The following is a 26,435-nucleotide window of genomic DNA, read 5'->3' as shown; positions in this document are numbered from 1 at the left end:
GGGCAATGGCCGAGGGGTCGAGGAGACAAGGGAGATCGGCAGGTCTTAACGCTGATTGATCGGTGTGATAATTTAAACGTTCGAGTACTGCAATAGCTGAGAGCTCGAAGTGCCGAGAGAAATTGGCAGGTTCTGGACGCTGCTTTATCGGTGATAAATTCAACGTTCGAGTGTGCAATAGCCGAGGGATCGAGGTGCCGAGAGAGATTGGCAGGTTCTGGATGTTGCTGTATCGGTGATAATTTCAACGTTCGAGTGTGTAATAGCCGAGGGATCGAGGTGCCGAGAGAGATTGGCAGGTTCTGGACGCTGCTTTATCGGTGACAGTTGCAATTTTCGACAAATGCGATAGCCGTTAGCTCATGGTACCCGAGGCGATTGGCAGTTCTGGACGCAGGGCGTGAATTAAAGCGATTAGGGCTGCAGGCTTCTTACTTTACTTTTGTAGATACCTCAGAAAATTGGTTTCATCAGATACTTGCCTCCCCCAGGAGCGTACACCACCAAAATAACAATAAAAACTGCCTCTTTCAACACGAAAGAAGGCAGTTTCTATAAGGAAATTCCCTGTTTCCACAGGTCATGGAGCTTACCTGCTACTTGTGGCAACTCGTTGATCAAATAGGGAGCGATAGATGAGCTTTTTAAAAGCTTTTGGGAGCCATCAGAGGGAATGATGGTCATGACATTTACAGCGATTACGATGATTAATAAAGCTTCCGCTAGCCCTAGGCATGCACCACTCCACCGATTGATGGCATTGAGTCCTGGGGTTTTAGCGAGAATGTTCAACGCTCTCCCAATGATTATGAGGGCCAATTTGACCCCGAAGAATAGGAGCGCGAAGGCGATAGCATTGAGGATATAGGTATCCACATTGAGCCCTTTAACGATGAACTCATATTTGTGATAATTTTGATAAGTTGGTAATGAGATTGCGTTCTTCAGTAAGGGAGCAACATCCTTGTAAAAATAAAAAGCAACTAGATAGGCGAGAATCATACCCGCAATCGATACAATTTGAGCAATAAATCCCCTGAAATAACCAATGAGCAACCCAAGCGCTATAATCGACATTAAGACATAATCAAGTGTATTCAGTGTCACTACAGGCTACCCGACTGGGCTGTCAGCATCAATAAGCTCGATCCATTCGTTATATTCGGTTTGTAGCTTAGCGTATTCTTCACGTAATTTTCTGTATTCTTCCTTCACAGCATGTAACTCTTCCTGATGTGCCTCGTCGTTCATATTCATCTGAAGGAGTTCTTCTTTTTCAAGTCGAGTTTCCGACAAAATACGTTCTATTTCATCTTCAAACTGCTGTGCCCGTGCATCCCGCTCCGCTTGCATTTGATCCAATAAGTCTTCTATTTGTCCTTGATAGTGATGAATAATGGAAGCTTTTTGTTCCTCAAGTTGTTGTTGGAAGGATATTTGCTGCTCTTCCAGCTGCTGCTGCAAGGATGATTGTTTTTCTTGGTAGTGGCCTTCTAGCTCACGCTTCTCTTCTTCAAAACGTCGCAGCTTCGCCTCTTCTTCTTCTTGATACAACATCGAGAGGGAGTCAATATCCTCCTCATGCGCACTTGCCGCGACTTCTAGCAAAGCTTGATGCTGTTGTTTAATGCTATGAAGCTCAGCTTGGTGTCCACTTGTGATGGCTGCAAGTTCATTTTGATGCTTAGTCGCGTTGGCGGCTAATTCACTGTGGTGTTTACCGCTGAAGGATGCTAATTCGTTCTGATGACGCTCTATGATAAGTGCCAATTCAATTTGATGCTGCTCCGAGATCGATGCTACTTCATTTTGGTGATGTTCGGAAATAGATGTTATTGTTGTCTGATGTTGCTCTGAAATAGACGCCAATTCGGCCTGAAATTGTTCAGAAACAGATGCTAACTCATGTTGATGGCTTTCTGTCAGTGAGGCTATTTCGAAATGATGCTCATCTATTGCTGATACATTTTCATTCTGAAGTTTTTCTGAAATCGCAGACATTTCTAATTGGTACTCTTCTGATAAGCTCTCTAGTTCACTTAGATGACTATCTGAAAGAGCTACTAATTCGGTTTGATGCTCTTCTACCATCCTTGCTATTGTAGCTTGGTGCTCTTCTTGCATCGTTTCAATCGTTAATTGTTGCTCATTTCGCAAGGTTGTTAGTTGAGATTGATGCTCATGCTTCAAGCTGGATAGTTCGGCTTGATGTTGTTTGTTTAAGGATTCAATTTGTGTTTGATACTGCTTATGGATTCCCGAAATGTCTGAACCGCTTTGTTGAGAAAGAACGGCTAGCTCTTCTTGATGCTGTAGGTCGGCAATTTCTTTATCTTGAATATGTTGCTGAATGAGTGCATTTTTCTCATCTTGGAGCTTTTTCAATAAGTTTTCATTCTCACTACGTTGCAGGTCTGCAATTGCTGCAAGTTCAACCTTGTGCTGCTCTGTTAACTTTTGTATTTGTTGAGATTTTTGTTGCCGAGCTTGCTCAAGCTGTTGTTTGCTTTGTTGATGTTGTTGTTTCTCTTGATCTAAAAGTTGTTTAAGTTGCAGTTGCTGCTGTTTCCCCTGTTCAATCTGTTGCTTCGCTTCTTGATACTGTTGTTTCCCCTGATCTAATTGTTGCTTCACTTCTTGTTGCTGTTGTTTCACTTCTTGTTGCTGTTGTTTCTCCTGATCTAACAGTTGTTGAACTTCTTGATGTTGTTGTTTCTCCTGATCTAACAGTTGTTGAACTTCTTGATGTTGTTGCTTTTCCTGATCTAACAGTTGTTGAACTTCTTGATGTTGTTGCTTTTCCTGATCTAACAGTTGTTGAATTTCTTGATGTTGTTGCTTTTCCTGATCTAATTGTTGCTTCACTTCTTGATGTTGTTGTTTCTCTTGTTCTAGCTGTTGTTTGACTTGCTGTTGCTGTAGTTTCTCTTGATCAAACTGTTGCTTCACTTTTTGTTGCTGTTGTTTCTCTTGATCTAGTTGTTGTTTAGCTTGCTCCGCTTGTTGTTTAGCCTGATCCAACTGTTGTTTAGATTGAACTTGTTGTTGTTTGGCTTGTTCGATCTGTTGTTTGCTCAGCTCAAGCTGCTGTTTCATTTGCAGCATTTGTTGTTTAGCTTGCTCGTGTTCCTGTTTAGCTTTAAGTGTTTCTTGTTTTTGTTGTTTATCTTGATCCACAAGTTGCTGCAGTTTGCCATTCTGTTCAGTCAGTAATGCTTGATTCTTGTCGTCTTCTTGTTTTAATTCAGAATAACGTGTGGTTAGCTTCTCATAGGCGATTTTGGTCGCTTCTTGTTCTTTCTGGACTTTGCTGAGCTCTTCCAAAATTTCATTCATGCGGAAGCACTCATCTGCCATGTTCACAGCTGCTAGAACAGCGATCCGCTGCGAATCTAGGCGCGGGTAACCTTTGGCGATGCGAAACATCTGATCATTCACATATTCGGCAACACGCTTCATATGATTGGTGCTTGTATCTGCTGCTTTAAGTTTATATTGGTGTCCATATATATCAACAGTAATTCTTGTTTTATCTTCAGTTGTCACGTTAAAATCCTCCCTTAAGATGAAAGGCTGGTCCTATCGAGAATAATTTCGATAAGACCAGCCTATATTCCTGCAACCTAGAAGGAAAGTTACACTATTTTCTTAACTCTGCCTCAAATTGTTGTTCAAGAGTTGACACAACTTTGGCATGGAGTTCTGTGACTTCTTCATCAAGGAGTGTTCGGTCTGTGTGACGGTATACAAGTGCGATAGCTACGCTCTTGCGGTTAGCCCCTAGACGTTCTCCCGTGTAGATATCAAAAACCTGAATGGATTCCAATAATTCGCCGGCAACGTCTGTAATTGCTTGCTCCATAAGCCCTACTGGAACACTCGAATTAACAACAACGGCGATATCACGTCCGATGGACGGATAGCGTGGAAGCAATTTATAAACAATCTCATCGCCTGCCGCTTCCAAAATCGGTGAAAGCTCCACTTCAAGTACGTAGGTATCATCCAAATCACGCTGTTGTTGCGCAGTCGGGTGTAATTGACCAATGCGGCCAATGACTTTAGATCCTTCTGCAGAAGTAAGATGAATTTCAGCTGTACGACCAGGATGAAAGCCCTCTAATGCTGCCGATGTATACGTAAGACCTTTAATGCCAAGATATTGAACCAAACGATCGAAAATACCTTTAATATCATAGAAGTCAACTGCTTCAGACTTCTGTGCCCAGTGTGCTTGACGGCGTTTGCCTGTTAATACAATGGACAGCAGCAGTTTCTCTTCTGGCAATGTGGAAAGCGCATTTTCATTCGTGATGAACGCTTTGCCGATTTCGAAGATGGCGACATCATCCATCGTACGGTTACGGTTATAGCTAACGACATCTAGAAGATGTGGCACTATGCTCGTACGCAATTGACTGCGGTCTTCGCTCATTGGCATCGCTAGTGAGATCGGCTTCGCTGCCGGGTATAGACCAGGAATGGCGTCTACTTGTGATTGCGGATTCGTTTCGACGCTTGAGCCGCCATGTGTGCGCGGGTTCGTGAAGGAATACGTAATGACTTCGTTCAGTCCGCTTTGGGTTAAAATATTCCGAGTAATCCGGCGGATCGCCTGCTCTTGAGACAGTGACCCTGGCGTTGTAACACCGGTCATCAAGGTTGTCGGGATGTTATCGTAGCCGAAGAGGCGTGCTACTTCTTCGATCAAATCGACATCACGTGTAATGTCTCCGCGGCGGCTCGGCACATGAACAAGCAGCTTGCCTTCGCCTGCTTGCTCGAATGTGAAATGCAAGCGCGAAAGGATTTGCCCCATCTCGGCCAACGTAAGAGCTGTGCCGAGGTAGTTGTTCACGCGGTCAGCTGCAAGCTCGATGCTGACCGACTTGTGTGTGCCAGTAACGGCTTCGACGATGCCGTCAGCGACTTTACCGCCTGCGTATTGCGCAATCAGCGCAGCAGCACGGTTCAACGCGGGAAGCACCGCTTCCGGGTTCACTTCTTTTTCGAAGCGAAGGCTCGCTTCCGAGCGCAGACCTAACTGACGCGATGTGCGGCGGACAGAGCTGCCAGCGAACTTCGCGGATTCCAGAAGGATCCGTGAAGTGCCATCTGTCACTTCCGAGTTAGCGCCGCCCATAACGCCAGCGATCGCTACAGGCTTTGTGCCGTCCGTCACGAGCAGCATGTGCGGCTCTAGCGTACGTTCCACATCGTCAAGTGTAACGAGCTTCTCGCCCGCTTCAGCGAGTCGTACATCGATGTGACCATTATTCAGCTGCTCTACATCGAACGCGTGCAGCGGCTGGCCGTATTCCAACATCACGAAGTTCGTGATGTCCACGATGTTGTTGATGGGGCGAATGCCCGCCGCCATCAAGCGGTTCTGGATCCACAGCGGAGAAGTGCCCACGCGTACGCCTTCGATCAGGCGAGCCGCGTAGTGCGTGCACTGCTCAGTCGCTGTGATCTTCACGCTGATGCGATCTGCGGCCTTCACGCCAGCAGCACCAGCTGCTTGCAGCTCAGCTTCCGCATCAGGCAATTTTACTTCGCGGCCAAGAATTGCCGCGATCTCATATGCCGCACCGAGCATGCTTAGGCAATCGGAGCGGTTAGGGGTCAGATCCAGCTCCATCACTTTATCGCTGATGGCCAACACATCAAGAATAGAGCTGCCGATTTCCGTATCCTCAGGCAGAACGAGAATGCCTTCCTGAATTTCCTTCGGAAGCAGCTTATCGTTCAATCCTAGCTCTTTGGCGGAGCAGATCATCCCTTGGGATTCTACGCCGCGCAGCTTAGCGCGTTTGATTTCAAGTCCGCCCGGAAGGACGGCACCGATCATAGCGACAGGAACCTTTTGTCCAGCATCAATATTTTTAGCTCCACACACGATCTGCAAGTCTTCGCCTTGTCCTGCGTCAATCACGCATACACTCAATTTATCAGCGTCTGGGTGCTTCTCGCGAGACTTAACAAATCCGACAACAACGTTAGATACACCTTTATTACGATCCTCGACGATATCCACTTCGATACCGCTGCGGGTTAATTTTTCAGCTAATTCCTCGGCTGTGAAGCCAGTTACATCCACGTATTCAGATAACCATTGATATGAAACTTTCATGCTTATACCCTCCTTTTCCTAGTGCTTACACATGTAAAAATTGCTTTAAGAAACGCAAATCATTGGTATAGAAATGACGAATGTCTTCAATGCCGTATTTCAACATGGCGATACGCTCAACGCCCATCCCGAATGCAAAGCCTGTGTACTCCTTCGGATCATAGCCACCCATTTCAAGAACGCGCGGATGAACCATACCTGCTCCGAGAATTTCAAGCCAACCTGTTTGCTTGCACGTACGACAGCCTTCGCCGCCACACATCGCACAGCTCACATCAACCTCAACGCTAGGCTCTGTGAATGGGAAGAAGCTTGGACGCAAGCGGATTTTTGTTTGTGGGCCATACATTTCTTGCACAAATTGAAGCAAAGTACCTTTGAGGTCACTCATCCGCACGTTGCGATCAATCACTAAGCCTTCGATTTGTGTAAACATGTGGGAGTGAGTCGCATCATCGTCATCGCGGCGGTATACTTTACCTGGGCAAATGATTTTGATCGGAACTTCACCTTTACGCTTCTCCATCGTTCTTACTTGAACAGGGGAAGTTTGTGTACGCATCAAAATTTCCTCTGTAATATAGAACGAATCTTGCATATCACGAGCCGGATGATCCTTCGGCAGGTTCAACGCTTCGAAGTTGTAATAGTCCTGCTCAACCTCTGGACCTTCAGCTACCGTGTAGCCCATCCCGATAAAAATGTCTTCAATCTCTTGAATGACTTTGCTTAACGGATGCACAGCACCTTGTTGCGATGGACGTCCTGGCAAAGTAACATCGATCATTTCTGCGCGAAGTCTATTTTCCGTTTCTTGCATCGTGTAAGCTGCTTGTTTTTCTTCAATCACAGCTTCAATCGCTGCACGAACATCATTCGCCACTTGGCCGATGACGGGTCTTTCTTCTGCGCTCAGCGCGCCCATACCGCGAAGAACCTCGGTTAACGGTCCCTTTTTACCCAAATACTTAACTCTTAGATCGTTCAGCTCCTGCTGACTCGAAACGCCGCTAAGCTCTTGCAGCGCTTCCTGCTTCAAAGCCTCTAACCGCTCTTTCATCGAAATCCCTCCTGAATTAGGCCTCTTCTCGCCATAAATGAAAACACAAAAAAAGACTTTCCGCTCCCTCGCAAGGGACGAAAAGCCGTGGTACCACCCTAATTAGAATCGTCTATGTACAGTTGCCAAATAAACGAGTCTCACTTCATTCCAGATAACGGACGATGTGTCCGGTTCCTCCTACTGAGAAGCTATGTTAACGCTTCTGTTCAAAGGACTGCTCGGGAGCGAACTTCCACAGCCTGATTCTCGGGGTCAGCTCTCAATCTTCGGCTTACCCTCCCTGTCAAGAAGCACTGCGTACTCTTCTCCGTCAAAGCATTTCCACGTATATGTACCAGTTATTATATGCAAGATACAAAGGATATGCAAGTGCACGCAACCCGCTTTTCTGAAAATTTCAGAAATCACCTATTGACTTCACCTACCGACAGGTTTATATTTTACTTAAACAGTTTAAATGTTTCTTCATTTAATTATTAGAATGTTTAATTATTAGATAATTCTAACAATTCGCATTTGCAAGGAGGTTATGATTTGGAAGAGGAATTGACGGAGTTTACCAATCGCTTCCGCGCAACATTTGAGTTAGCTCATCGCAAAATTTCGCATAGTGTTCTCAGTGAACTCAATTCTGAGTTAACAGCTCCACAATTATTCATGTTAGCGATGATTTCTAAGGAAAATACACCCAAACAATCCCATCTTGCCGATAAATTAGGCGTTAAACCCAGTGCCATTACGGTGATGATTGATCGACTCGTCCAAAGTGGGCATGTTATACGTAAACACCATGAAACGGACCGACGGATCGTGCTTGTTGAGAACACCCCTGAAGGAACCGCTGTCCTAACACAGGCCAATGAAGTTCAGAAAAAAATCATTGCCCGCGGTTTATCACAGCTTCCACCGAAAGAGTTGTCTATTTTCGTAGAAGCATTTGAAAAGTTTACTTCATCTTATTAATTTTATATTACATCTAAGGAGTGAAACACGTGGAAAACATTCAAAAAGCAGCATCTCCCAAAGATCTTGCTGAGGCAGCATCTCCGGTGCTCAAGAATCGGGGGTTACTGCTCACCGGTTTGATCATCGCCATGCTCTTCGGCGCACTGGACGGGACGATTGTAGGAACAGCAATGCCTCGTATTGTCGGTGAATTCGGTGGTCTTGGACTGATGACTTGGCTGACGACAGCTTACATGCTGACCTCAACCGTTATCGTGCCCATCGCAGGTAAACTGGCTGACTTAATAGGCCGCCGCGTCATTTATGTCACAGGTTTAATCATCTTCATCGGTGCTTCGGCCCTGTGCGGATTGTCTCAAAACATGACTGAACTTATTTTATTTCGTGGTCTACAAGGTCTAGGCGGCGGTATTATGATGCCGATGGCTATGATTATTATCGGGGATTTATTTACGGGTAAACAACGTGCCAAATGGCAAGGTGTTTTCGGGGCTATCTTCGGATTATCCTCCGTTATCGGACCCCAAGTGGGTGGTTGGATCGTTGATGCTTGGAACTGGCGTTGGGTGTTCTACATCAACCTTCCTGTTGGTGTTCTAGCTGTCATTTTGATCTCAATCGCATTGCCTAAGCATAAATCGACGGGTAAAGTTAAATTTGACGTTCCTGGTATTATTACCATGATCGTTGGGGTTGTGAGCTTACTTCTTGCTTTAACATTTGGCGGTAAAGATTACCCTTGGGGTTCTTGGCAAATTATTGGTCTATTTGTATTAGCTGTTGTATCTTTAGTTTCTTTCGTCTTTATTGAAAGTAAAGCACAAGAACCAATTCTTCCTGTTCGTTTGTTCAAAAATAGAACCTTCTCCACCATTAACGGTGTAGGCTTCCTGATGGCTGTCGGTATGTTCGGTGCCATTATGTTCGTTCCTCTGTTTATGCAAGGTATCGTCGGTATCAGCGCATCTGCATCTGGTACTGTTATGACGCCGCTCATGATTACGATGATTATTGCCAGCGTAGTGTCCGGTCAACTGATTCAAAAAATCGGTGTTCGCAGACAAATGCTAATGGGTATGATCGTTATGGCAGTAGGCTTCATTTTCTTAAGCACAATGGGCATCTCAACAACGAAGTTGATTGCATCCAGCTATATGATTCTTCTCGGTTTAGGAATGGGGCTTGTTATGCCAATTCTAACCCTTGCTCTACAAGAAAGCTTCCCGAAATCAGAGCTTGGGGTTGTAACATCTTCAAGCCAATTCTTCCGTCAAATTGGTGGTACGTTCGGGATGACCATCCTAGGCGCGATCATGAACCACAAATCAACGATCTTGCTCGAACAAAACCTTGAGCCCGTTGTAAAACAGTTCCCCGCGGAAGTTGGGACTCCGTTGATTGATATGATTCATAAGAATCCTCAATCCTTGTATTCTTCTCTATTGAGCCCTGAGGCGATGGCCAAATTGCCAAAAGAATTGATAGATAAATTGCCAATTATCAAAGATGCGCTCGTATCTTCGCTTCATCAAGTATTTATCTATGGTCTTGTGTTCGTTATTCTCGGTGCCATTCTTACGCTGTTCGTTGGGAACATTAAAGTTTCCGATCGTAAAGCGAAGAAAACCGAAGGCGATGGCGAAGACGAGAACCAAATGCCAGCTCATATGGTGTAAATCAAAAAGCTCCCTTCCTCCTACGAGGTTGGGAGCTTTTATCATCTTCTTTCTAGCTATGTGTCACGCATGATATTAAGGCTGATCTAATCAATCGTCCCCATCGAACTGAACGGAAAAATGCGGAACACTGCTTTGCCAATAATATCTTTTTCAGCTACAAAAGGTGTCGTCGGCCATAAATGGGAATCATAACTGTCATTACGATTGTCCCCTAGGAAGAAGTATTTGCCCTCGGGTACGGTTATCTTGTTGTACGTGTAGGTCATTGGGGTTTGCACATAAGGCTCGTCTACTTTGGCACCATTGCGGTAAAGGGCCCCGTTCTTGATCTCAATGGTATCCCCAGGAAGCCCGATAAGACGCTTGACATAACGATCTTTATTTCCTTCAAGCGGAGGCCAGAAAACAACAATGTCACCAAATTCAAAATCAGTTAAAGGCTTCATTTTCTCCACGATAAGCTCGTCTTTCAATTGAATGGTCGGCAGCATGGAACCCGTCGGAACCGTCATCGCTTGCGCTATATACGTGTTGACCACAAGTGCGATGATGAGAGCGAATGCGATCGTTGGTACCCATTCTTTTAACAGACTAAGCAAGTACTTCTTGATCAATAGAATCAACATCCTTTCGTTCCCCAATATGGGCTCTTACCAACGTAACCTATTTATTGCTTGCTTGCATTAAGAAAAGATAAAATCTTGTTGTATAATGAAATTGGATACTTAAAAAAGGAGAGTGTACTAGATGAAATATCGTAGACTTGGTAAGACGGACCTAAAAGTGTCCATCGTTGGCGTTGGCACTTGGCAATTTGGCGGAGAATGGGGATTAACGTATACCCAAGCTGAGGCTGATGCGATTCTGGATCAAGCGGCTGATCTCGGGATCAATCTCATTGATACGGCTGAATGCTATGGCGATCATTTGTCGGAGTCCTTTATCGGTAATTATTTATCTCGCCGCGACCGTGACAAATGGGTGGTTGCAACGAAGTTCGGCCATCATTTCCACGATCTGTTCTCACGGACCGATGAGTTCAGCAGCGAATCTGTCATTAAGCAACTTGATGCTTCGCTTCAAGCTTTACATACAGACTACATTGACTTATACCAATTCCATTCCGGGCCAGATGCGATGTTTGATAATGATGATCTCTGGACAACCCTTGATAAACAAGTTCAAGCAGGTAAAATCCGTCACTTGGGCACTTCCATCGGCAGCAATGCCAATATCCATCAGACTTCAGCATCTAGCAAAGTCAATTCCAAAGCAATTCAAGTTGTTTACAACCGTCTGGATCGTGCACCAGAAGAGCAGGTCTTCCAGTCTTGTATCGATCAAGATCTCGGCGTTCTAGCCCGTGTGCCGCTCGCTAGCGGATATTTGAGCGGAAAATACAAGCCGGGTGCCGTATTCAGCAATACGGACGTTCGTCATCGTCACGACGCGGACAGTGTTAGACAGAAGCTGGAAGAAGTTCAGCGCATCCAGCAAAATGAAGTCCCTGAAGGCATGGATATGGCCAAATGGGCCCTTGCTTGGTGTTTGAAACACGATGCTGTCACATCCGTCATCCCAGGTTGCAAAAACCCGGCGCAGGTTATTGCGAATGCCGCGGCAACTGAACTGATCAGCGATAATCATCCGCAAGCTTGGAAAGCCTAGACAGAAGGAAGGACTGACTTCACCATGCGTCACGAACAGCACGAGGCTACCTGGAAGCAACTGAATGCACATATCGATGAATGGGTTGCTAGTAGCAAAACGCATACCTCTGAAGGACATGTCGCTTCCTATATTCCCGAACTAGCGAACGCTCCAGCCGATATTCTCGGTATTTGTATCATGGATAGCGAGGGAAATACTTGCTTGGCTGGTGATTCTGATTTTCGCTTCACGCTGCAAAGTATTTCTAAAGTATTTACCTTGATTCTGGCGCTTATGGATAATGGCGAAGACGTTGTATTCTCCAAAGTAGGCATGGAACCGACCGGCGATGACTTTAACTCCATGTTGAAGCTTGAGTTGGTCGAGCCTGGCATACCTTTCAATCCTTTAATTAATGCTGGAGCTATTGCCATCTCCTCCTTAATTGCCGGCGATAGCACGGACACACAAGTGGAGCGAATCCTAAGTTTCTTCCGGGAAATTGCGGATAACCCCTCCCTTACCATCAATCAGAATGTGTTCAAATCCGAATCCGATACAGCCCACCGCAATCGTTCCTTGGCTTACTTCCTCAAGGATAACGGCGTCTTGGACCGAGAAGTGGATGATGTCCTTCGTGTGTATTTCAGCCATTGCTCCATCGAAGTGAACTGCACGGATCTTGCACGGATGGCTCTTGTACTCGCACATAATGGTGTAGATCCGATTCGGAATCAACGCCTGATCCCGCGGCGCTTCGTGCAAATCGCCAAGACCTTCATGTTCACCTGCGGCATGTACAATGCCTCTGGCGAATTCGCCATGAATGTCGGGCTGCCCGCGAAGAGCGGGGTGTCCGGCAGCATCTTGACGATGGTGCCCGGCCACTATGGCATCGGTCTTGTCGGGCCCGCGCTGAACCGCAAGGGTAACAGCACCGCTGGTGTTCATCTGCTTGGCATTCTGTCCCAAGAATTCGATTGGAGCTTGTTCTAGCGGATCCGGTGCTGCCTTACGGTGCCGGCATCAACCAAAAAAACCTTCCCACTTGCTGCAATGGCAGCTACAGGGGGAAGGTTTTTTCTCGTCATTTTACCATTATCGAATCGATTGTTTCACGCGTTGCAGGGCTTCGATCAATTCATCGACCTCATGTTCACGCAAGCGAATGGTCACATAGTTCGGTGAAATACCACCATCATTGATTTCAATTAAAGCCGTATCATCTTGATTATCGAGTTTGACTGATACATGTTCTCTATCAAGGATTTGAATCCAAGCCATGTTCGATCCACCCTTTCTTTACACGTTTCCAACGCTATGCCAAGTTCCGAATTAATACACCATGAAATCTTTGGTATAGACCGTCTCGTTATCGTCCGAATCCATCACACGCATTTCAAGCTCCCAATTCCCTCTAAACGGCAGGTAGGCGCCCTCCGATTTATAGCTGAACTTGGCGAAGCCGTACGATTCTTCCTCTGTATTATCGGTGTAAAGGGTTAATGGCACCGAAATCGGAGCGATTTCTTCGTCGTCCTTATTATGCATAATCAACAGAACTTGCTTCGGTTGACCTGATTTCTCTGGCAGCCAAACCTTGGCTACAAAAGCATTGTTTCCAGGTACTTTAGGCGTAATATCAACCGATACGTGAACTTTCTCTCCCATCTGATGCCACTGCAGCGGCTCATTCGATGGGATTGGCGCCATATAAGTGAGGATACCGACTAGCGCGACGATAACGACCATGAGAGACATATCCAGCTTCACCCAGCTGATCGATTGATTCACTTTCTTTTTGCGCAGGAAGAGGCGAATGACGAAACCGATCAGTGCGACGAGCACGACCACGCCTACTTTGACAAGGATGAGAATGCCCCATGTTGTGTACAACAAGTAGTGCAGATTCGGCAGGAATAACAAGACTGATATCGACCCTGAGATGGTCAAAATAACAATCGAGACAAGGGCAAATTTCGAAAATTTTTGCATATAGGTGCCGATATTCGCCCTGTCTTGCCGCCATTTCGCGTATAGCAGGATGAGTCCACCGACCCAGCATGCTGCGGCAACAAGGTGAACAAAGTCCAGCCCGATTGTCGCCCACAGCGGTGAAAAAGAGGCCGCGTGACCGCTAAAGCTTTTGACCCCCAATAGCGCCAAAGCCCATATAATGTCCACCCATGCGAAGCGGCCGACCAGAACAAATCCCAGGAAGGATAACACGAGCAGCAGTACCCACGAAATCCCGATGTTCGTAGAGGTCAGCAGCTGCCACACTTCATCGACACCGCCGCCACCCAAGAGGTCCTCAATATGGGTAAAAATAAGCAGCAGTAAGGCAACGATATGGGCACGTTGCAGATTGAGCGTCCAGCCAGAGAGCAGTTTCCGTGATTCAACATTCTGTACTTTCGCTAAACGCAGCCAAAATGCCCATCCGGTCAATGCTAATATCATCAGGAACCATAGGCCTCGCGAGGCGTATTGCAGCAAGCCCTTGGTCGTAAGTGGACCTGAACCATGATCATGTCCTGTATGCGCGGTTGGCACATCAAGGATATCCTCCTGTGGGGGATTACCGACCGTAATCGGATAACTTCCGCCAACGGGATGACCGTCTGCTGAGATAACGTGATAACTGATCAAGTACACACCCTCAGCTAACTTAGGCAAATCAAGTACAATGCCTGTCTGACCCTTATTCATCTGTGCTTTGCGGTCTGTGATCTCCGTTCCGCTATGGTCATACACTTTGATATAGAAGAGTCCACTATCCAATTGTTCATTGAACGTGACAGATACTTGCGCAGGTGAGCTCTCCAGCTTCGCACCTGCTTCCGGCTTCTCTTCCACGACGGAAGCGTGCGCAGAGGCTGATTGCGGCGCAATAACAGCGCTCATGATCATCAACGCTATGACTGCAAACAAGCAGGCGGGCAATCGCAGAAACCACTTCCTCGTTCGTTGGTTACTTAGTTGCATCCCCATCCCTCTATTCCGCAATCGGTCTACGGCCAGCAAAACCATCTTGCTCCCCGTGATAATAACGAATCCGATCCTCTCCTTGCTTCCAACAAAGCAGCACTTCTTGTCCATTCATCATAGCGGGAAAATCCACAAGTCCCGTATCTATGTCCTTCAGTTCAATCCCCGTCTTGGCAAAGCTTTGAATGAGTCCACGGGCCTCAATTTGCAAAAATTCAAGCGCAGCTTCCATGACAAAAAACGGATCCTTCTCCGTTCCAGGCTTTTCCGCGTGGGCATTTTTCATATGGCGTAATTCCATATATTTGTCCTCAAAATCACTCTTCAAGGCTTGCATCTTCTTCAATTCCTGATCCACAAAAGGCAATAAACCATTGGCCTCTTCCAAAGAGAACCATTTCTTCTCAGACATAACGCACCTCCATGTCCTTATTTTAGCAAAAATAAAGTTGAACTACGAATTCTACTCCTGTGTAGATGGCTTGCCAGAATCGTGATGATCGTGGTTGTGTCCATGACTATGGCTATGGTTATGGCTATGACTATGCTCGTCCACATGAGTAACGGATAACTCCGCATAGCCCACACCTTTTAACACTTGAATCCGCTGTTGTAGCTCCCGCAGCTTCTGGACTTCTCCACGCACAACGAGTATTTCCAAGCATTGCTGATGGTTTAAATGGATATGCATCGTCGAAATGATCGCCTGGTGATAGTCGTGCTGAAGCTCCATCAGTGTAATCGGCAAATCTCTAATTTCATGGTCATACACCATCACTATGGTGCCAGCAACCATTTCATTCGGCTGCATGCTGCTTGATGTTAACAGCGCTTTACGCGCCAAATCTCGGATAGCCTCCGAGCGATTATCATACCCTTGCAACGCGATAAGCCGGTCAAATTGCTCGATTAAGGATTGCGGCATGGAAATACCGAAACGGACCAAACTATCTTTATCCGACATTCATCTTACTCCTTCGTCTGTAGCCTAACTCTATATTCCTACTGTAGCAGAAAGCGGAGAAGTCGCAAACCTCAAACAAGGAGGAACTGTTACATTTCGTCAACAAAATAAAAAAAGAGAGGCACTTGGCCCCTCTGCGTCTTATTCAAGTTTCATTAATGCTTTCATGCGAGCTTCCAGCTCCACGAGGGAGAACGGCTTAGTCATATAATCATCGGCTCCCAATTGAATGCCTTTGGCCACGTCCGACTCCTTCTTCTTCCCAGAAAGCATGAGCACTTTCAAATCCTTCAAGCGCGAATCCGAATCCGATTTGATCTTCTCCAACAGTGTAAACCCATCTAGTCTTGGCAAAACACCGTCGAGAATACAAGCGTCGAAGGCTTGCTCATTCAATACGTTCCAAGCTTGCTCACCATCAGAAGCTTGTGTAATGCTTATCGGTAAATGCTCTAACTGTGAAATTAGAATCGCACGTAAAATGGCATCATCATCAACGATCAGGAGCTTTTTCTTGTGCAGCTGTGCATGAGCATGCGCGACAAGCTTCGTGAATTGTGCACCCTCATCCTCTAGATCGGCTCGTACAATGCGATTCTTACCTTGCTGCTTCGCTTGATACATCGCATCATCAGCCTTATCAACCCACTCCGGGATCATCATACCAACTTGCCATTCAGCAACACCCGCTGAGAAGGTGATTGAGAACGTCTGCCCCTCGTTCTGGGCCACTGGGTTCTGGCGCACCTTTTCAAGAATATCTTGCATAATGCCTAGTCCTTGATCCACGGTTGTATTCGGCAGCGCAATCACGAACTCTTCCCCGCCGAATCGCGCAAGCAGGTCTGTGGAACGTAAATTCACCTGAAGTAAATGAGCTAAGCCTTGCAGTACCAAATCCCCTACATGATGCCCATACGTATCATTCACCTTTTTGAAGCTGTCAATATCGATAAAAACGAGAGAAATGGGTGCCGGATAACGCTCAATCCGCTGCAGCTCTAATCCAATCTGCAGGTCGAAGTAGCGCCGGTTGAAAACCCCTGTCAACGGATCACGGAACGCCAATTGTTCAAAATTTTTGGTCCGCTTGAGCAGTCCATAGATACGCGCTGCCAGCTCTTCATACTGGAATGGCTTCGTAACGTAGTCATCGGCACCTAGGTGGAAGCAGCGTACTTTATCACTTAAATCATCCCGTCCCGATAAAACAATGAGCGGCAGCCATTTGAGTGTAGGATCTTCCTTCAAAAACTCAAATAACTCATAGCCTGACTGTGGATGCATCATCAGATCCAGGGTCACTAAATCATACGTATGCTCACGAAGCAATCTCTTCGCAGATTCGACATCGGCCGCTTCGTCAACTACACAATCATCAAGCTGCAAGCGTCTTGTCAGATAGGAACGCAATGCGTCATCATCATCTACTAATAAAATCCGGCTTTTCAGTGATCGCAGCATCGAGACCCCAGCGGTGTCCTGCTGCTCATCCATCTGAATTTCCGTAACTCCGATATCCAGTTCCATTTGCAATTCGTGTAAGAGTCCAACCGTTCGTTCTATACTTTCTTGTACAGGATTGGTTGCCAGAAGTGGCTCATTACTTTGCCCATCTAAGTTTTGCGTCCATTCCCATGTCCGCACCAAATCCTCAGCAAGCTTACCGATTCTGACATAGCCGAAAACGGGGGCACTGCCTTTGACGGTGTGCGCGATCCGATAGCATTGTTGTAACTTCTCCCGAACAGGCTCCGTTTGAAACGATTCCTGCAGCGATTGAAGCTGGTTCAACTGCTTCTCAAATTCCCGAATAAACAGCTTTCTTCCTTGTTTAAGAATTCTTGCATCTCGTTCAGATTCTGAACCTGAATCCTTCGATTTCTCTAGATTTCTATGGCTCATTACAGACATTCACCCTTTATAAGCTTAATCAATCCGGTTTCATCCTCATCTTGTTCGACCTAGCGCTGCAGCAGCTGACCAACGGTGTCTAATAATTGAAGCGGACTGAACGGTTTCACAATATAGGTAGTGACGCCTGCTGCCTTCGCTTTCTCTTTATCTTTCTCCAATGCTTTAGCTGTCAAAAGGATAACGGGCAAATCGCGATTCACATTATCACTTTGTCTCAACCATGCACATACCTCGACACCTGTGCGTTCTGGCATCATATAATCAAGAATGATTAAATCATAAGTCTCTTTATTAAGCTGGTCGATTGCGAGCTGACCATCTTCAACCTCTGTAATGACATATCCCTCATCGGATAAGGTTTCTGTCAGTAGGAACCGAAGTGCTAATTCGTCATCGGCTAATAAAATTTTGAAAGCTGACATGGTTATCTCCTCAAGTCCATTAATTACTATTAATTATAGCATCATCATCCATGGCAAGATAGGAAAATGTCGGAAATTCTCGAAACAAGTCACATCTGCTTTAGGCGCCGATGAGCTTTCCAAGACGAACCTTTAATCTCCTGAAGTCCGCGCGGGCTTGTCCAGCAATAAACCCAACCTTCTTGCTGTCCATTGACGTCTTTTACCCATATACGCTCGTATTCATTGTCTGGATGATCAGGCCCAAAGTACGTTTCTAAGACATCCATCGCGGCTAAACCATCCTCTGTAACTTCGATCCATTCGCCTTCAATCACATGTTCATCCTCCGTACGTACAAGTGCAGGATAAGGACCTACATCATATAAACGACCAGTGATCGCTCCGGGTTGCACATTCCGTAAATAAGGAGAAACCACACCATGATTGCTCTCCCCGACCAATAACGTTCCATACACAAATACCCTAATCATCCTAAGTCCCTCCTAGTCATTCGTCCTTCGTAGTCTCTGTTCTATATAAATGATTTCGCCGTGGAGGCTGGTGATACCTACAAAAAAAAAGCAGCATCGCGGTGGATGCTGCTTCTAAGCCTGACTGGCTGTTAATTCGCGTGTTTTCACGATAATTTTGCGGATACTGTCTTCGGACAAATGAAACACCTTGATCAGCTCCAACACCGTTGATCCGGTTTGATAAAGTCTGAATATCTCACGGTTTCTTCGCTCAATGATGATACGAGTTCCGTTATTTTCTCCCCATCCAGCGCGTTTCTGCTCTTTCTTAGGGATATATACGATTTCACCTTGGATATATTCTTGTAATTGTTTTAATAGGTTAGGGGGAAGAACATCTTTCCCGTTCTTGTAACTCATGGATGAAAACCTCCTCAAATTGTCGCAAAGCTAAACTTCGACGGATTTGCAGAGAGTATCTTCATCGCCCCTTAACCTCCTACCATTCTCAAAAATGGAATAAAAAAAACACGATCATAATCGTGCCTGTCGGTTGTATATGCAATTATACACAATTCAGGTGAACGGTTATTCCACGAATGATATTCAGTTAGGAGACGAGTACCTCTGCGGCGGCCGCAACATTCATCGCTACTGTCATTGTCATTGTCGTTGTGTTCATTATCAAAACACTCCCTTCACCAAAGTTTGTTTGTGTGTGTTCACTTCGTGTTCACATTTCTCATTATATGTAAAAAGCGTCTCGCTGTCTACTCGTTCGTTAAAGTTAGGCGAGGGCCGAAGCCCCCGCTTGGAACAGTGACCCCTGCTTACGCAGAGATCACCTCTGTTTGCGTTGTAATCACCTTGATCACTCCTTTCCGAAGGAATTAGCCCGGCCGGCTACATCTCTATTAACTCATATTGGCGCAGAGCTCTCAAGTGAAAGAATGGTTATAGGGATTCTTTATTGTTGTGGGGGGTTGTTTTCACCCTTACAACAGTTAGCTTGATTTTCCCAGCTCATACATTCCCTTTAATTTTGTAGATACGACAGAATTTCGGTTCCGACGATACCTCTAAGAAAACGCCTATCAGCGTCCTTGGTTCCGCGAAAAGAAAAAGGGAGAACCCCTTAGGTTCACCCAAAATGATAAACTTTTATTATGTTAAAAAACCTAGCTAGTCGCTAGGTCCCAAGCGGCATGACCGCGATGCCGCTGCTGGTCAACAGCGCGCGGATATCGCGCGCAAACTCCACGGCGTGAACGCCATCGCCGTGGATGCAGATCGTGTCCGCGCGCATGCTCAGGCTCTCTCCCTCACGGGAGAGAACCGTGCCCTCGCGGACAAGCCGCTCCACCTGCGCCGCAGCATCGGCGGCGCTCTCCAAGAGCGCCCCCGCCTGATCGCGGGGCGTCAAGCTGCCGTCCCGCTGGTAGCTGCGGTCCGCGAACGCCTCGCTCGCGGTTCGCAGCCCCGCGGCGGCACCCGCCCGCAGCAGTTCGCTGCCGGGCGGGCCATACAGCGTCAGCTCCGTGCTGACGCTGGCTGTTGCAGCCGCAATCGCGGCCGCAAGCTCATGGCGCTTCGCAGCCATGTGGTAGAGCGCGCCATGCGGCTTGACGTGCTGCAGGCGTCCGCCTTCGGCGTGGACGAACGCCTGCAGCGCCCCGAGCTGATACAACGTCAGCTCGTAAGCCTCAGCCGGCGTGATCGCGATCTCGCGCCGGCCAAAGCCTTGCAGATCGGGCAGGCCCGGATGGGCCCCGATCGCAACGCCTTTGCGCATGCACAGCTGTACGGTGCTGCGCATGGTTGCAGGATCGCCTGCATGGAATCCGCAGGCGATGTTGGCGGAGCTGACGTAGTCCAGCAGCTCCGCGTCCTTCCCCAACCGATAAGCGCCAAAACCTTCGCCCATGTCACAGTTCAAATCAATGCGCAGCATGTCCACCATTCCCCTTTCTATTTATCCAAACCCCAGTCTCCCTCATCCAAGCCCTTGTTCCCGCCTCCAACAGCTTGAGATCCATCTCTTGCAACAGCAACTGCTCTTGCGCTTCGCGATGTGTAATCTCCTGAAAACGAAGGAATCCACCAGGTTTGACTTGAGCGACCAGCGGAAGATCTGCTGTAATCACGTGTCCAATACGCGGATAGCCCCCCGTTGTTTGGCAATCCGCCATAAGCAGGATCGGTTGTCCACTCTGCGGGACTTGGATCGTTCCTGTCGCAACGGCTTCTGAGATCATTTCGAAAGAAAGGCCATCTTGAAGTTCAAGCTCGGCTTCACCCGATAACCGATACCCCATCCGATCCGATTGCGTAGTCACCTGATAACGTTGAGTCAGCAGTTTCGACCAGCTGCTTGAGGTGAAAAGGTCCTTTTCTCTACCGCGAACTATCCGTATAACCGGATTGTCCTGATAGGGAGGACGAATGTTCGTGCTCACAAATTTAGAACGAAGCTCCTGCTCCCCCTCCGCAACAGTGAACCCACCTGCTACCACATCCTCTACCTGCAAAACGTCGCCTGCCTCCAGAGCCCTTCCCTGATATCCCCCCATGCCAGCGCGCAAGTAAGTACTTCCGCTTCCGAGCACAGGGTCAGCCCTAAATCCACCATGTACAGCCAAATACGCTCTACAGCCTTGTACCGCATAACGAAATTGAAGTTCACTACCTTCATCTATGATGAACGGTCGCCACAGCGGTGCTGACCTGCCATCCACTTCCGCTCCCATATCTGCTCCGCAAATTGCAATAAGCATCTCACGATGTGCAACAAGGCAAAGTCCCTGAAGTGTCATTTCTAACGTCGCCGCCTCCGCCGTGTTGGCTGCCAGCAAGTTCGCAGTGCGGTGAGCAAAACGATCCATCGGTCCTGACACAATTACACCGTGCTTGCGATATCCATAGCGCCCTACATCCTGCAAGGTAGATAATATACCCGGTTTAACAACCTCAAAGCCCATATTGCCTATTCCCTTCATCTAGAACGTCATAACGCTCGGACGTGATCGGCACGAAACGCACTTGATCCCCGACTTTTAACAACGAGGGAGGATCGGCATCCGGACGAAACAAGCGCAGAGGTGTTCGGCCAATGAGCTGCCAACCACCCGGAGTTTCGAAAGGGTAAATACCCGTTTGCGCGCCGCCAATAGCCACTGAACCAGCAGGAATATGTGTGCGGGGCACCGATTTTCTCGGTGTCGAAAGTCCTTCCGGTAATCCGCCTAAATAGGGAAAACCCGGTGCAAAACCAATCATATACACCGGGTACAAGCCTGAGGCATGTCTAAGCACGATTTCAGCCTGACTCACCCCATGATAGGAAGCGACTTCCTCCAAATCGGGCCCAAAAGGAGCTTCATAACAAACAGGAATCTCTACGATCGCTCCTAGCTGACCTGTTAAGCCGTCGTTCTCATAATCATCTAATAACTGCTCGATGTACTGCCTTACATGATCATAGGGAAGCCACGTTGCCTTCCAATTGAAGCGTCCACTTTTTAGCACATCATCAGAAGCATAGTTATACATACGGAAAGCATCATAATAAATAGTAATCGTCGTATAGGCTGCAACAAGTTCAATAAAGCCCTCTTGCCAATTATTTTCCAAATAATTCACTACTTGCCTAACTCTATGTAAATTCGTTACCGATATGTCGGAACCGAGTCGAATGACAATGGCCGAGTCACCGAGCGGATGGCATTCATAGGCCAGACCGGTCATGCAAAACGCTGCTTTTTCAACCAATTCGCACAGACTTCAGGCCAAATATAGGCTTCAGAATGATCCGCCGCGATACCAATTCCATGGCGTCCTGACTCGAATACATGCAGATCAAACGGGACCTTATTCCGACTAAGCGCACTTGCAAAAAGCAGACTATTCTCAACAGCAACCGCTGCATCATCCGCCGTATGCCAGAGAAACGTTGGCGGTGTATCCGTTGTAACTTGAAGTTCATTACTTAGGTCGTTCACCAGTTCCTCGGACGGTGTTTCACCAATCAGATTGATGCGTGAGCCCTGATGCCCTTGTCCGCCAAACGAAATCACAGGATAACAGAGCACCATGAGATCGGGACGGGAGCTATGACGGTCGATAGGGTCGGATGCAGTTAGATCTCCTCCATCAAAATGAGTACCAGTTGTCGCGGCCAAATGTCCACCAGCCGAAAAACCGAGAATCCCAATGCGGTTCGCATCAACTCCCCATGCTTCGGCATGATGTCTTACCGTACGAATAGCACGCTGAGCATCCTGCAAAGGAATGGGGTGTTTATATGGCGCTACGCGATAGTTCAACACATAGGCAGAAATGCCAAGTCCATTGAGCCACTTCGCAATCGGCTCTCCTTCATGGTCAGCACGCATGCCGTAGCCGCCGCCTGGGCATACAATGACCGCCGCACGCAAGCCATCTCCTTCTACTGGGTATAAAGTTAAACTCGGACAGCCTTGATTATTTTCACCGAGACTCCCCTCCGTTGCACCAGGCCATAATTCAATTGTTGTTCTTGCGCTCAATGTTGAAACCCCCTTAAGTAATTAACGTACTAAGTTAATAATATCCAATCCTTACCCCGTAGAAAAGCATCTATTTTTAACACGAAGGAGCGATTCACAATGATTGTAGTTACCACAGAAAACATTGCAGGTTATGAGATTACCGAAGTTTTGGGAAGTACGTTTGGGGTTGTCGTGCGAGCAAGAGGGATTGGCGGGGATATTATGGCCTCTCTGAAAGGCTTAATTGGCGGAGAAGTCACGCAATATACCCAAATGGTGGAGGATGGGCGTAGGCAAGCTATGGATCGACTGGTCAAAAATGCGGCTGCTATGGGCGCTGATTCTATTGTCATGATGCGTTTTGATTCTGGGGATATCGGTCAAAATATGAGTGAAATCGTCGCCTACGGCACGGCCGTTCGAACGCGAAGGTTATGAGCGGATTCCTCCCTTTTTTTCTCATCTACGGCCTATGGATTGCTGGCTTCATTATCTTACTTCTACTTGGCTATTTCGTTTATGACAAACGCTACAAAAGTAACGGTGCCGCGACGCCAAAGACGCCTCCGAATGGCTATCTCTATACAACCGAAGTCTTCATTGACCCCAAGGATGGCATAACCTATCGGGTCTATTACAATCCTAGAACAGGCGATCGTGCTTACGTTCGCGAATACTAGCCCTCAGATCAACAAAAAGCCTGACATGAGCAGAGAATTCAATGATTCCCTCACTCTTGTTAGGCTTTTTCTCTATATCAAAAGCTAGTCCCAAATGACTTTCCAGTTCTTGTTCACACTAGCCTCGATCGTACCTCTTTCCATGATATATCCGGCCAACAGCTCCGCTACATCGGTAGGAATATCCTTGATTACTGGCTTATCCTGGAACATCGCATAGTTGCCGCCGCCAGCTGCACGATAATTATTCATGACAACATCAAAGGAATCATGCAGACGTATAGGCTCACCATTGTATTCCAGCTGTACAACGCGTTTCCCAACAGGGCGGGAAATGTTCAGCGTGTAGGTGATGCCTTCCCACATGTCATAATTGTAATGCGCCGGCTTCGGTTCCATGAACGATTTACTGACCCCAACTTCTCCCTGATCTGTAATTTCAAAATATTCCGCAGATTGCTCTAACGCATCTATGATATCCTGACCCGAAATACGGATGACCTTCAGTGTATTCGGATAAATGTAGTTGGAAACGATGTCACGCATCGTAATATCACTTGGAAAACCTGGTGAAACGTTATCGAACAATGCCGTGTTGGAAATGTGAGCGCCCGAAAGCTCCATCTGCACTTTGTTGATAAACTCAATGAGCGCATTGTCTCCCAAACGGATTTGCATCGGATCTTTTACAAGCATATCGCCTGTCAATTGACCAATCGGCTGATCCAACCACAACTGTGTCTTCGCCTCGTAAGGGCTAATCTGCTCGATCAACACCTCATCCGCCATTATATTCGCTACAGAAATCAATGACGATTGCTTGGTCGCGATACGCCATTTCTCTTCCACGTATTCCAGCACGATGTCTACTTTCCCAAGTGTAACGCCGGCCGTACCTGGCTGAACAATCGTTACGCCATTAATGCTCGCTCCGGCAATACTTCTGTGCTGATGGCCTGTCAGTAACACATCAATGCCTTCCACTTCCATACACAGCTGATATCCTTGGTTTTCACCCGTCAATGGCTCTGTAGGTTCTCCAGTCTCGATATCTCGTTCAAAGCCGCCATGATAAGCAACGACAACGACATCTGCTTGTTCTTGTTCCTTGAGGCGTTGTACCCATGTACGTGCTGTAGCGATAGGGTCCTCGAACCGCAAACCTGCGATATGCTTAGGGTCTTCCCAATTCGGGATATAGGGGGTCGTCAAACCCAAGATTGCAACACGAATTCCTTCTGGGAATTCCTTGATCAGATAAGGCTTTCCAAAGAAAGGCTCACCAGTCTCGGCACTCACGATATTGGCACACATCCAAGGGAAATTGGACTCTCTGACCGCTTTTTGCAGCACGTCCATGCCATAATTAAATTCATGATTCCCGAGCACAGCTCCATCATAATTCAAATAATTCAAGCCTAGCACCATCGGGTTCATCGGCTCGTTATCTAATCTCGCATGATGATACGCGAGGGGTGTTCCCTGGATCAGATCGCCATTATCAATGACAATTACATGCGCTTCCTTCGCTCTTTCCTCCGCAATTAACGTAGCGATTTTCGTTAAACCGACCTGATTCGGCTGATTATTCGCATAATGAATGGGTAACATATTACCATGGAGGTCGCTCGTTTCTAATATGGTTATATGGCTTGTCTGTCGCTGAATTGAAGACGTCAAGCGCTTCACTCCATTCCTTTATTTTGTAAGATTTTACATATGATTTGTCAGTTTAACAAATACTTCACACTATCTTCCATATCTCTTATGATAATGTTATAGTACAACTTAGACAAAAAGTAAATATTTAAACGGAGGTCAAAAAAAACATGAAAAAATTAACAGTACTAAGTTTATCCATGGTCGTAGCTGCAGGTGCACTTGTTGGCTGCGCGAAAAAAGACGAAACCCCAGCGGCTTCATCAACGGCTAAAGCAACAGCAGCAGCTACTACAGCGGCTACAGCTACACCAGCGGCAGCAGCAGGTTTTGTACCTAAAGAGCTTCGCGTTCAATTCGTTCCATCGCAAAATGCAGAGACACTTGAAGCTAAAGCAAAGCCGCTTGAGAAATTGCTTGGAGACAAGCTTGGCATTCCAGTTAAGGTATCCGTATCTACGGATTACAACGTGGTAATCGAAGCTATGGCTTCCAAACAAGTTGATGTTGGCTTCTTGCCTCCAAGTAACTATGTTGTTGCTCATGATAATCGTAAAGCGGCTGACCTGCTTGTACAAGCACAACGTTTTGGCGTTGACGATGCGACAGGTAAAGCAACAACTGAGCTTGTTGATTTCTACAAATCCGAAATTCTTGTTAAAGCGGATTCCCCAATCAAATCCGTTGCTGATTTGAAAGGTAAGAAAATGGGCTGGCAAGGTGTTACTTCCGCAGCTGGTTACGTATACCCAGGTCTAGTATTGAAACAAGCTGGCGTTGATCCTGTGAAAGACGTTACAGGCGTTCAATTCCAAGGTCACGATAAAGCGGTTATCGCACTTCTTAACGGTCAAGTTGACGCTGTAGGCGTGTTCCAAGACATCCGTACTAACATGTTAAAAGATTACCCAGATATCTTTAAACAAACTAAAGTTCTAGCGTACTCCGATAAAATTCCAAATGATACGGTTGCTGTTCGTTCCGATATGGATGCGGCTTGGAAAAAGAAAATTCAAGATGCTTTCCTTGCACTTGGTAATGATCCAGCAAGCAAACAAGTCATCATTGACGTTTATACGCATCAAGGATATACTACGACTGATGATAAGAAATTCGATATCGTTCGTGAAGCTAACAAAGCAATGGGCTTGAAGTAAGACTCCATTCTATGCATACAAACCACCGCAGCATGAGCTTTACATCCATGATGCGGTGGTTTTTTCTTTCTCATTTTACATTCTATTACAGAGTTTCCTTGCATATTATGAAGATGGCACGTCCACAAGCTCATCGTTTACTTATATCGAACAAACGTTTATGAAGTCGTTGG

General features: G+C 46.7%; 25 protein-coding genes and 1 other annotated feature. Of the genes, 7 read left to right on the top strand and 18 right to left on the bottom strand.

Annotated elements, in window-relative coordinates:
* Positions 1-552 precede the first annotated feature (552 nt).
* From A8709_RS32090 to pheS, 4 genes are all read right to left on the bottom strand, one after another.
* Positions 553-1,107 (bottom strand): CvpA family protein, encoded by a 555-nt coding sequence (locus A8709_RS32090; RefSeq protein WP_279615910.1) that lies wholly within the window; start codon positions 1,105-1,107, stop codon positions 553-555.
* Positions 1,108-1,113: 6 nt separating this feature from the next.
* Positions 1,114-3,546: a cell division protein ZapA gene (gene zapA, locus A8709_RS32085; RefSeq protein ID WP_065858983.1), complete on the bottom strand. Its 2,433-nt coding sequence runs from the start codon at positions 3,544-3,546 to the stop codon at positions 1,114-1,116.
* A 94-nt stretch (positions 3,547-3,640) separates the two neighbouring features.
* Positions 3,641-6,133, bottom strand: a complete 2,493-nt coding sequence (pheT, locus tag A8709_RS32080) for a phenylalanine--tRNA ligase subunit beta (RefSeq protein ID WP_065858981.1) — start codon at positions 6,131-6,133, stop codon at positions 3,641-3,643.
* Between the two features lie 25 nt (positions 6,134-6,158).
* Positions 6,159-7,193, bottom strand: a complete 1,035-nt coding sequence (gene pheS / locus A8709_RS32075) for a phenylalanine--tRNA ligase subunit alpha (protein ID WP_065858979.1) — start codon at positions 7,191-7,193, stop codon at positions 6,159-6,161.
* Positions 7,194-7,263: 70 nt separating this feature from the next.
* Positions 7,264-7,519: a binding site (T-box leader), on the bottom strand.
* A gap of 211 nt (positions 7,520-7,730) precedes the next feature.
* Between pheS and A8709_RS32070 the strand changes: the two genes are divergently transcribed.
* Positions 7,731-8,159 (top strand): MarR family winged helix-turn-helix transcriptional regulator, encoded by a 429-nt coding sequence (locus tag A8709_RS32070; RefSeq protein ID WP_065858977.1) that lies wholly within the window; start codon positions 7,731-7,733, stop codon positions 8,157-8,159.
* 86 nt (positions 8,160-8,245) lie between these two features.
* A complete protein-coding gene (locus A8709_RS32065) occupies positions 8,246-9,838 on the top strand; it encodes an MDR family MFS transporter (RefSeq protein ID WP_279615914.1) in 1,593 nt (530 codons plus the stop codon).
* 86 nt (positions 9,839-9,924) lie between these two features.
* Here A8709_RS32065 and lepB read toward each other — a convergent pair whose 3' ends face one another.
* Complete coding sequence (gene lepB, locus A8709_RS32060; RefSeq protein ID WP_065858975.1) at positions 9,925-10,467, bottom strand: signal peptidase I; 543 nt, start codon at positions 10,465-10,467, stop codon at positions 9,925-9,927.
* 121 nt (positions 10,468-10,588) lie between these two features.
* On the opposite strand from lepB, the gene A8709_RS32055 reads away from it, so the two are divergent.
* Together A8709_RS32055 and glsA are read left to right on the top strand one after the other, a co-directional pair.
* Positions 10,589-11,509, top strand: coding sequence for an aldo/keto reductase (locus A8709_RS32055; RefSeq protein WP_065858973.1), 921 nt, complete (start codon positions 10,589-10,591; stop codon positions 11,507-11,509).
* Between the two features lie 24 nt (positions 11,510-11,533).
* Positions 11,534-12,487 (top strand): glutaminase A, encoded by a 954-nt coding sequence (gene glsA / locus A8709_RS32050; protein ID WP_065858971.1) that lies wholly within the window; start codon positions 11,534-11,536, stop codon positions 12,485-12,487.
* 102 nt (positions 12,488-12,589) lie between these two features.
* Here glsA and A8709_RS32045 read toward each other — a convergent pair whose 3' ends face one another.
* The 12 genes from A8709_RS32045 to A8709_RS31990 form a co-directional block, all read right to left on the bottom strand.
* Positions 12,590-12,775, bottom strand: coding sequence for a hypothetical protein (locus tag A8709_RS32045; protein WP_065858969.1), 186 nt, complete (start codon positions 12,773-12,775; stop codon positions 12,590-12,592).
* 51 nt (positions 12,776-12,826) lie between these two features.
* Positions 12,827-14,479, bottom strand: a complete 1,653-nt coding sequence (locus A8709_RS32040; RefSeq protein WP_065858967.1) for a copper resistance CopC/CopD family protein — start codon at positions 14,477-14,479, stop codon at positions 12,827-12,829.
* Between the two features lie 10 nt (positions 14,480-14,489).
* Entirely contained in the window at positions 14,490-14,894 is a 405-nt protein-coding gene (locus A8709_RS32035) for a DUF2203 domain-containing protein (RefSeq protein ID WP_065858965.1), read from the bottom strand.
* A 51-nt stretch (positions 14,895-14,945) separates the two neighbouring features.
* Positions 14,946-15,446 (bottom strand): nickel-responsive transcriptional regulator NikR, encoded by a 501-nt coding sequence (nikR, locus tag A8709_RS32030; protein WP_065858963.1) that lies wholly within the window; start codon positions 15,444-15,446, stop codon positions 14,946-14,948.
* Positions 15,447-15,587: 141 nt separating this feature from the next.
* Positions 15,588-17,351, bottom strand: coding sequence for a GGDEF domain-containing response regulator (locus tag A8709_RS32025; RefSeq protein WP_065858961.1), 1,764 nt, complete (start codon positions 17,349-17,351; stop codon positions 15,588-15,590).
* A gap of 59 nt (positions 17,352-17,410) precedes the next feature.
* Positions 17,411-17,785, bottom strand: coding sequence for a response regulator (locus A8709_RS32020; RefSeq protein ID WP_065858959.1), 375 nt, complete (start codon positions 17,783-17,785; stop codon positions 17,411-17,413).
* An 89-nt stretch (positions 17,786-17,874) separates the two neighbouring features.
* Positions 17,875-18,258, bottom strand: a complete 384-nt coding sequence (locus A8709_RS32015) for a gamma-glutamylcyclotransferase family protein (RefSeq protein WP_065858957.1) — start codon at positions 18,256-18,258, stop codon at positions 17,875-17,877.
* Positions 18,259-18,372: 114 nt separating this feature from the next.
* The gene (locus tag A8709_RS32010; RefSeq protein WP_065858955.1) at positions 18,373-18,660 is read right to left on the bottom strand and encodes a CD3324 family protein; all 288 of its coding nucleotides are present in this window, start codon (positions 18,658-18,660) and stop codon (positions 18,373-18,375) included.
* Between the two features lie 769 nt (positions 18,661-19,429).
* Positions 19,430-20,191 (bottom strand): LamB/YcsF family protein, encoded by a 762-nt coding sequence (locus tag A8709_RS32005; protein WP_065858952.1) that lies wholly within the window; start codon positions 20,189-20,191, stop codon positions 19,430-19,432.
* The gene (locus A8709_RS32000) at positions 20,178-21,218 is read right to left on the bottom strand and encodes a 5-oxoprolinase subunit C family protein (protein ID WP_065858950.1); all 1,041 of its coding nucleotides are present in this window, start codon (positions 21,216-21,218) and stop codon (positions 20,178-20,180) included. The genes A8709_RS32005 and A8709_RS32000 overlap by 14 nt, the downstream gene beginning before the upstream one ends.
* Positions 21,208-21,984, bottom strand: a complete 777-nt coding sequence (pxpB, locus tag A8709_RS31995; RefSeq protein WP_065858948.1) for a 5-oxoprolinase subunit PxpB — start codon at positions 21,982-21,984, stop codon at positions 21,208-21,210. The genes A8709_RS32000 and pxpB overlap by 11 nt, the downstream gene beginning before the upstream one ends.
* Positions 21,981-22,784 (bottom strand): alpha/beta hydrolase, encoded by an 804-nt coding sequence (locus A8709_RS31990; RefSeq protein WP_084225693.1) that lies wholly within the window; start codon positions 22,782-22,784, stop codon positions 21,981-21,983. The genes pxpB and A8709_RS31990 overlap by 4 nt, the downstream gene beginning before the upstream one ends.
* 99 nt (positions 22,785-22,883) lie before the next feature.
* On the opposite strand from A8709_RS31990, the gene A8709_RS31985 reads away from it, so the two are divergent.
* Both A8709_RS31985 and A8709_RS31980 read left to right on the top strand, forming a co-directional pair.
* Positions 22,884-23,204, top strand: a complete 321-nt coding sequence (locus A8709_RS31985) for a heavy metal-binding domain-containing protein (protein ID WP_065858946.1) — start codon at positions 22,884-22,886, stop codon at positions 23,202-23,204.
* Positions 23,201-23,446 carry a hypothetical protein gene (locus A8709_RS31980; protein ID WP_065858944.1) on the top strand — a complete coding sequence of 82 codons (246 nt, stop codon included), beginning with the start codon at positions 23,201-23,203 and terminating at the stop codon, positions 23,444-23,446. The genes A8709_RS31985 and A8709_RS31980 overlap by 4 nt, the downstream gene beginning before the upstream one ends.
* 84 nt (positions 23,447-23,530) lie before the next feature.
* Here A8709_RS31980 and A8709_RS31975 read toward each other — a convergent pair whose 3' ends face one another.
* Positions 23,531-25,135, bottom strand: coding sequence for a bifunctional metallophosphatase/5'-nucleotidase (locus A8709_RS31975; RefSeq protein ID WP_425262366.1), 1,605 nt, complete (start codon positions 25,133-25,135; stop codon positions 23,531-23,533).
* A 140-nt stretch (positions 25,136-25,275) separates the two neighbouring features.
* Between A8709_RS31975 and A8709_RS31970 the strand changes: the two genes are divergently transcribed.
* Complete coding sequence (locus A8709_RS31970) at positions 25,276-26,262, top strand: phosphate/phosphite/phosphonate ABC transporter substrate-binding protein (protein WP_065858942.1); 987 nt, start codon at positions 25,276-25,278, stop codon at positions 26,260-26,262.
* Positions 26,263-26,435 lie beyond the last annotated feature (173 nt).

Source organism: Paenibacillus pectinilyticus (genome assembly GCF_001700435.1).
In the GTDB taxonomy this organism is placed as follows: domain Bacteria; phylum Bacillota; class Bacilli; order Paenibacillales; family NBRC-103111; genus Paenibacillus_E; species Paenibacillus_E pectinilyticus.
The sequence above is the reverse complement of the archived record's forward strand: the minus strand, read 5'-3'. Positions and strand labels throughout refer to the sequence as shown.

Excerpts from the sequence above, each read along its gene's own strand:
- nikR (WP_065858963.1), bottom strand. The coding sequence starts at position 15,446 with ATGTCGGATAAAGATAGTTTGGTCCGTTTCGGTATTTCCATGCCGCAA.
- A8709_RS32015 (WP_065858957.1), bottom strand. The coding sequence starts at position 18,258 with ATGATTAGGGTATTTGTGTATGGAACGTTATTGGTCGGGGAGAGCAAT.
- A8709_RS32000 (WP_065858950.1), bottom strand. The coding sequence starts at position 21,218 with ATGGGCTTTGAGGTTGTTAAACCGGGTATATTATCTACCTTGCAGGAT.
- pheS (WP_065858979.1), bottom strand. The coding sequence starts at position 7,193 with ATGAAAGAGCGGTTAGAGGCTTTGAAGCAGGAAGCGCTGCAAGAGCTT.
- pheT (WP_065858981.1), bottom strand. The coding sequence starts at position 6,133 with ATGAAAGTTTCATATCAATGGTTATCTGAATACGTGGATGTAACTGGC.
- A8709_RS32040 (WP_065858967.1), bottom strand. The coding sequence starts at position 14,479 with ATGCAACTAAGTAACCAACGAACGAGGAAGTGGTTTCTGCGATTGCCC.
- pxpB (WP_065858948.1), bottom strand. The coding sequence starts at position 21,984 with ATGACCGGTCTGGCCTATGAATGCCATCCGCTCGGTGACTCGGCCATT.
- A8709_RS32010 (WP_065858955.1), bottom strand. The coding sequence starts at position 18,660 with ATGAGTTACAAGAACGGGAAAGATGTTCTTCCCCCTAACCTATTAAAA.
- lepB (WP_065858975.1), bottom strand. The coding sequence starts at position 10,467 with ATGTTGATTCTATTGATCAAGAAGTACTTGCTTAGTCTGTTAAAAGAA.
- A8709_RS32025 (WP_065858961.1), bottom strand. The coding sequence starts at position 17,351 with ATGAGCCATAGAAATCTAGAGAAATCGAAGGATTCAGGTTCAGAATCT.
- A8709_RS31970 (WP_065858942.1), top strand. The coding sequence starts at position 25,276 with ATGAAAAAATTAACAGTACTAAGTTTATCCATGGTCGTAGCTGCAGGT.
- A8709_RS31985 (WP_065858946.1), top strand. The coding sequence starts at position 22,884 with ATGATTGTAGTTACCACAGAAAACATTGCAGGTTATGAGATTACCGAA.
- A8709_RS32035 (WP_065858965.1), bottom strand. The coding sequence starts at position 14,894 with ATGTCTGAGAAGAAATGGTTCTCTTTGGAAGAGGCCAATGGTTTATTG.
- A8709_RS32055 (WP_065858973.1), top strand. The coding sequence starts at position 10,589 with ATGAAATATCGTAGACTTGGTAAGACGGACCTAAAAGTGTCCATCGTT.
- A8709_RS32005 (WP_065858952.1), bottom strand. The coding sequence starts at position 20,191 with ATGCTGCGCATTGATTTGAACTGTGACATGGGCGAAGGTTTTGGCGCT.
- A8709_RS32045 (WP_065858969.1), bottom strand. The coding sequence starts at position 12,775 with ATGGCTTGGATTCAAATCCTTGATAGAGAACATGTATCAGTCAAACTC.
- A8709_RS31980 (WP_065858944.1), top strand. The coding sequence starts at position 23,201 with ATGAGCGGATTCCTCCCTTTTTTTCTCATCTACGGCCTATGGATTGCT.
- A8709_RS32020 (WP_065858959.1), bottom strand. The coding sequence starts at position 17,785 with ATGTCAGCTTTCAAAATTTTATTAGCCGATGACGAATTAGCACTTCGG.
- glsA (WP_065858971.1), top strand. The coding sequence starts at position 11,534 with ATGCGTCACGAACAGCACGAGGCTACCTGGAAGCAACTGAATGCACAT.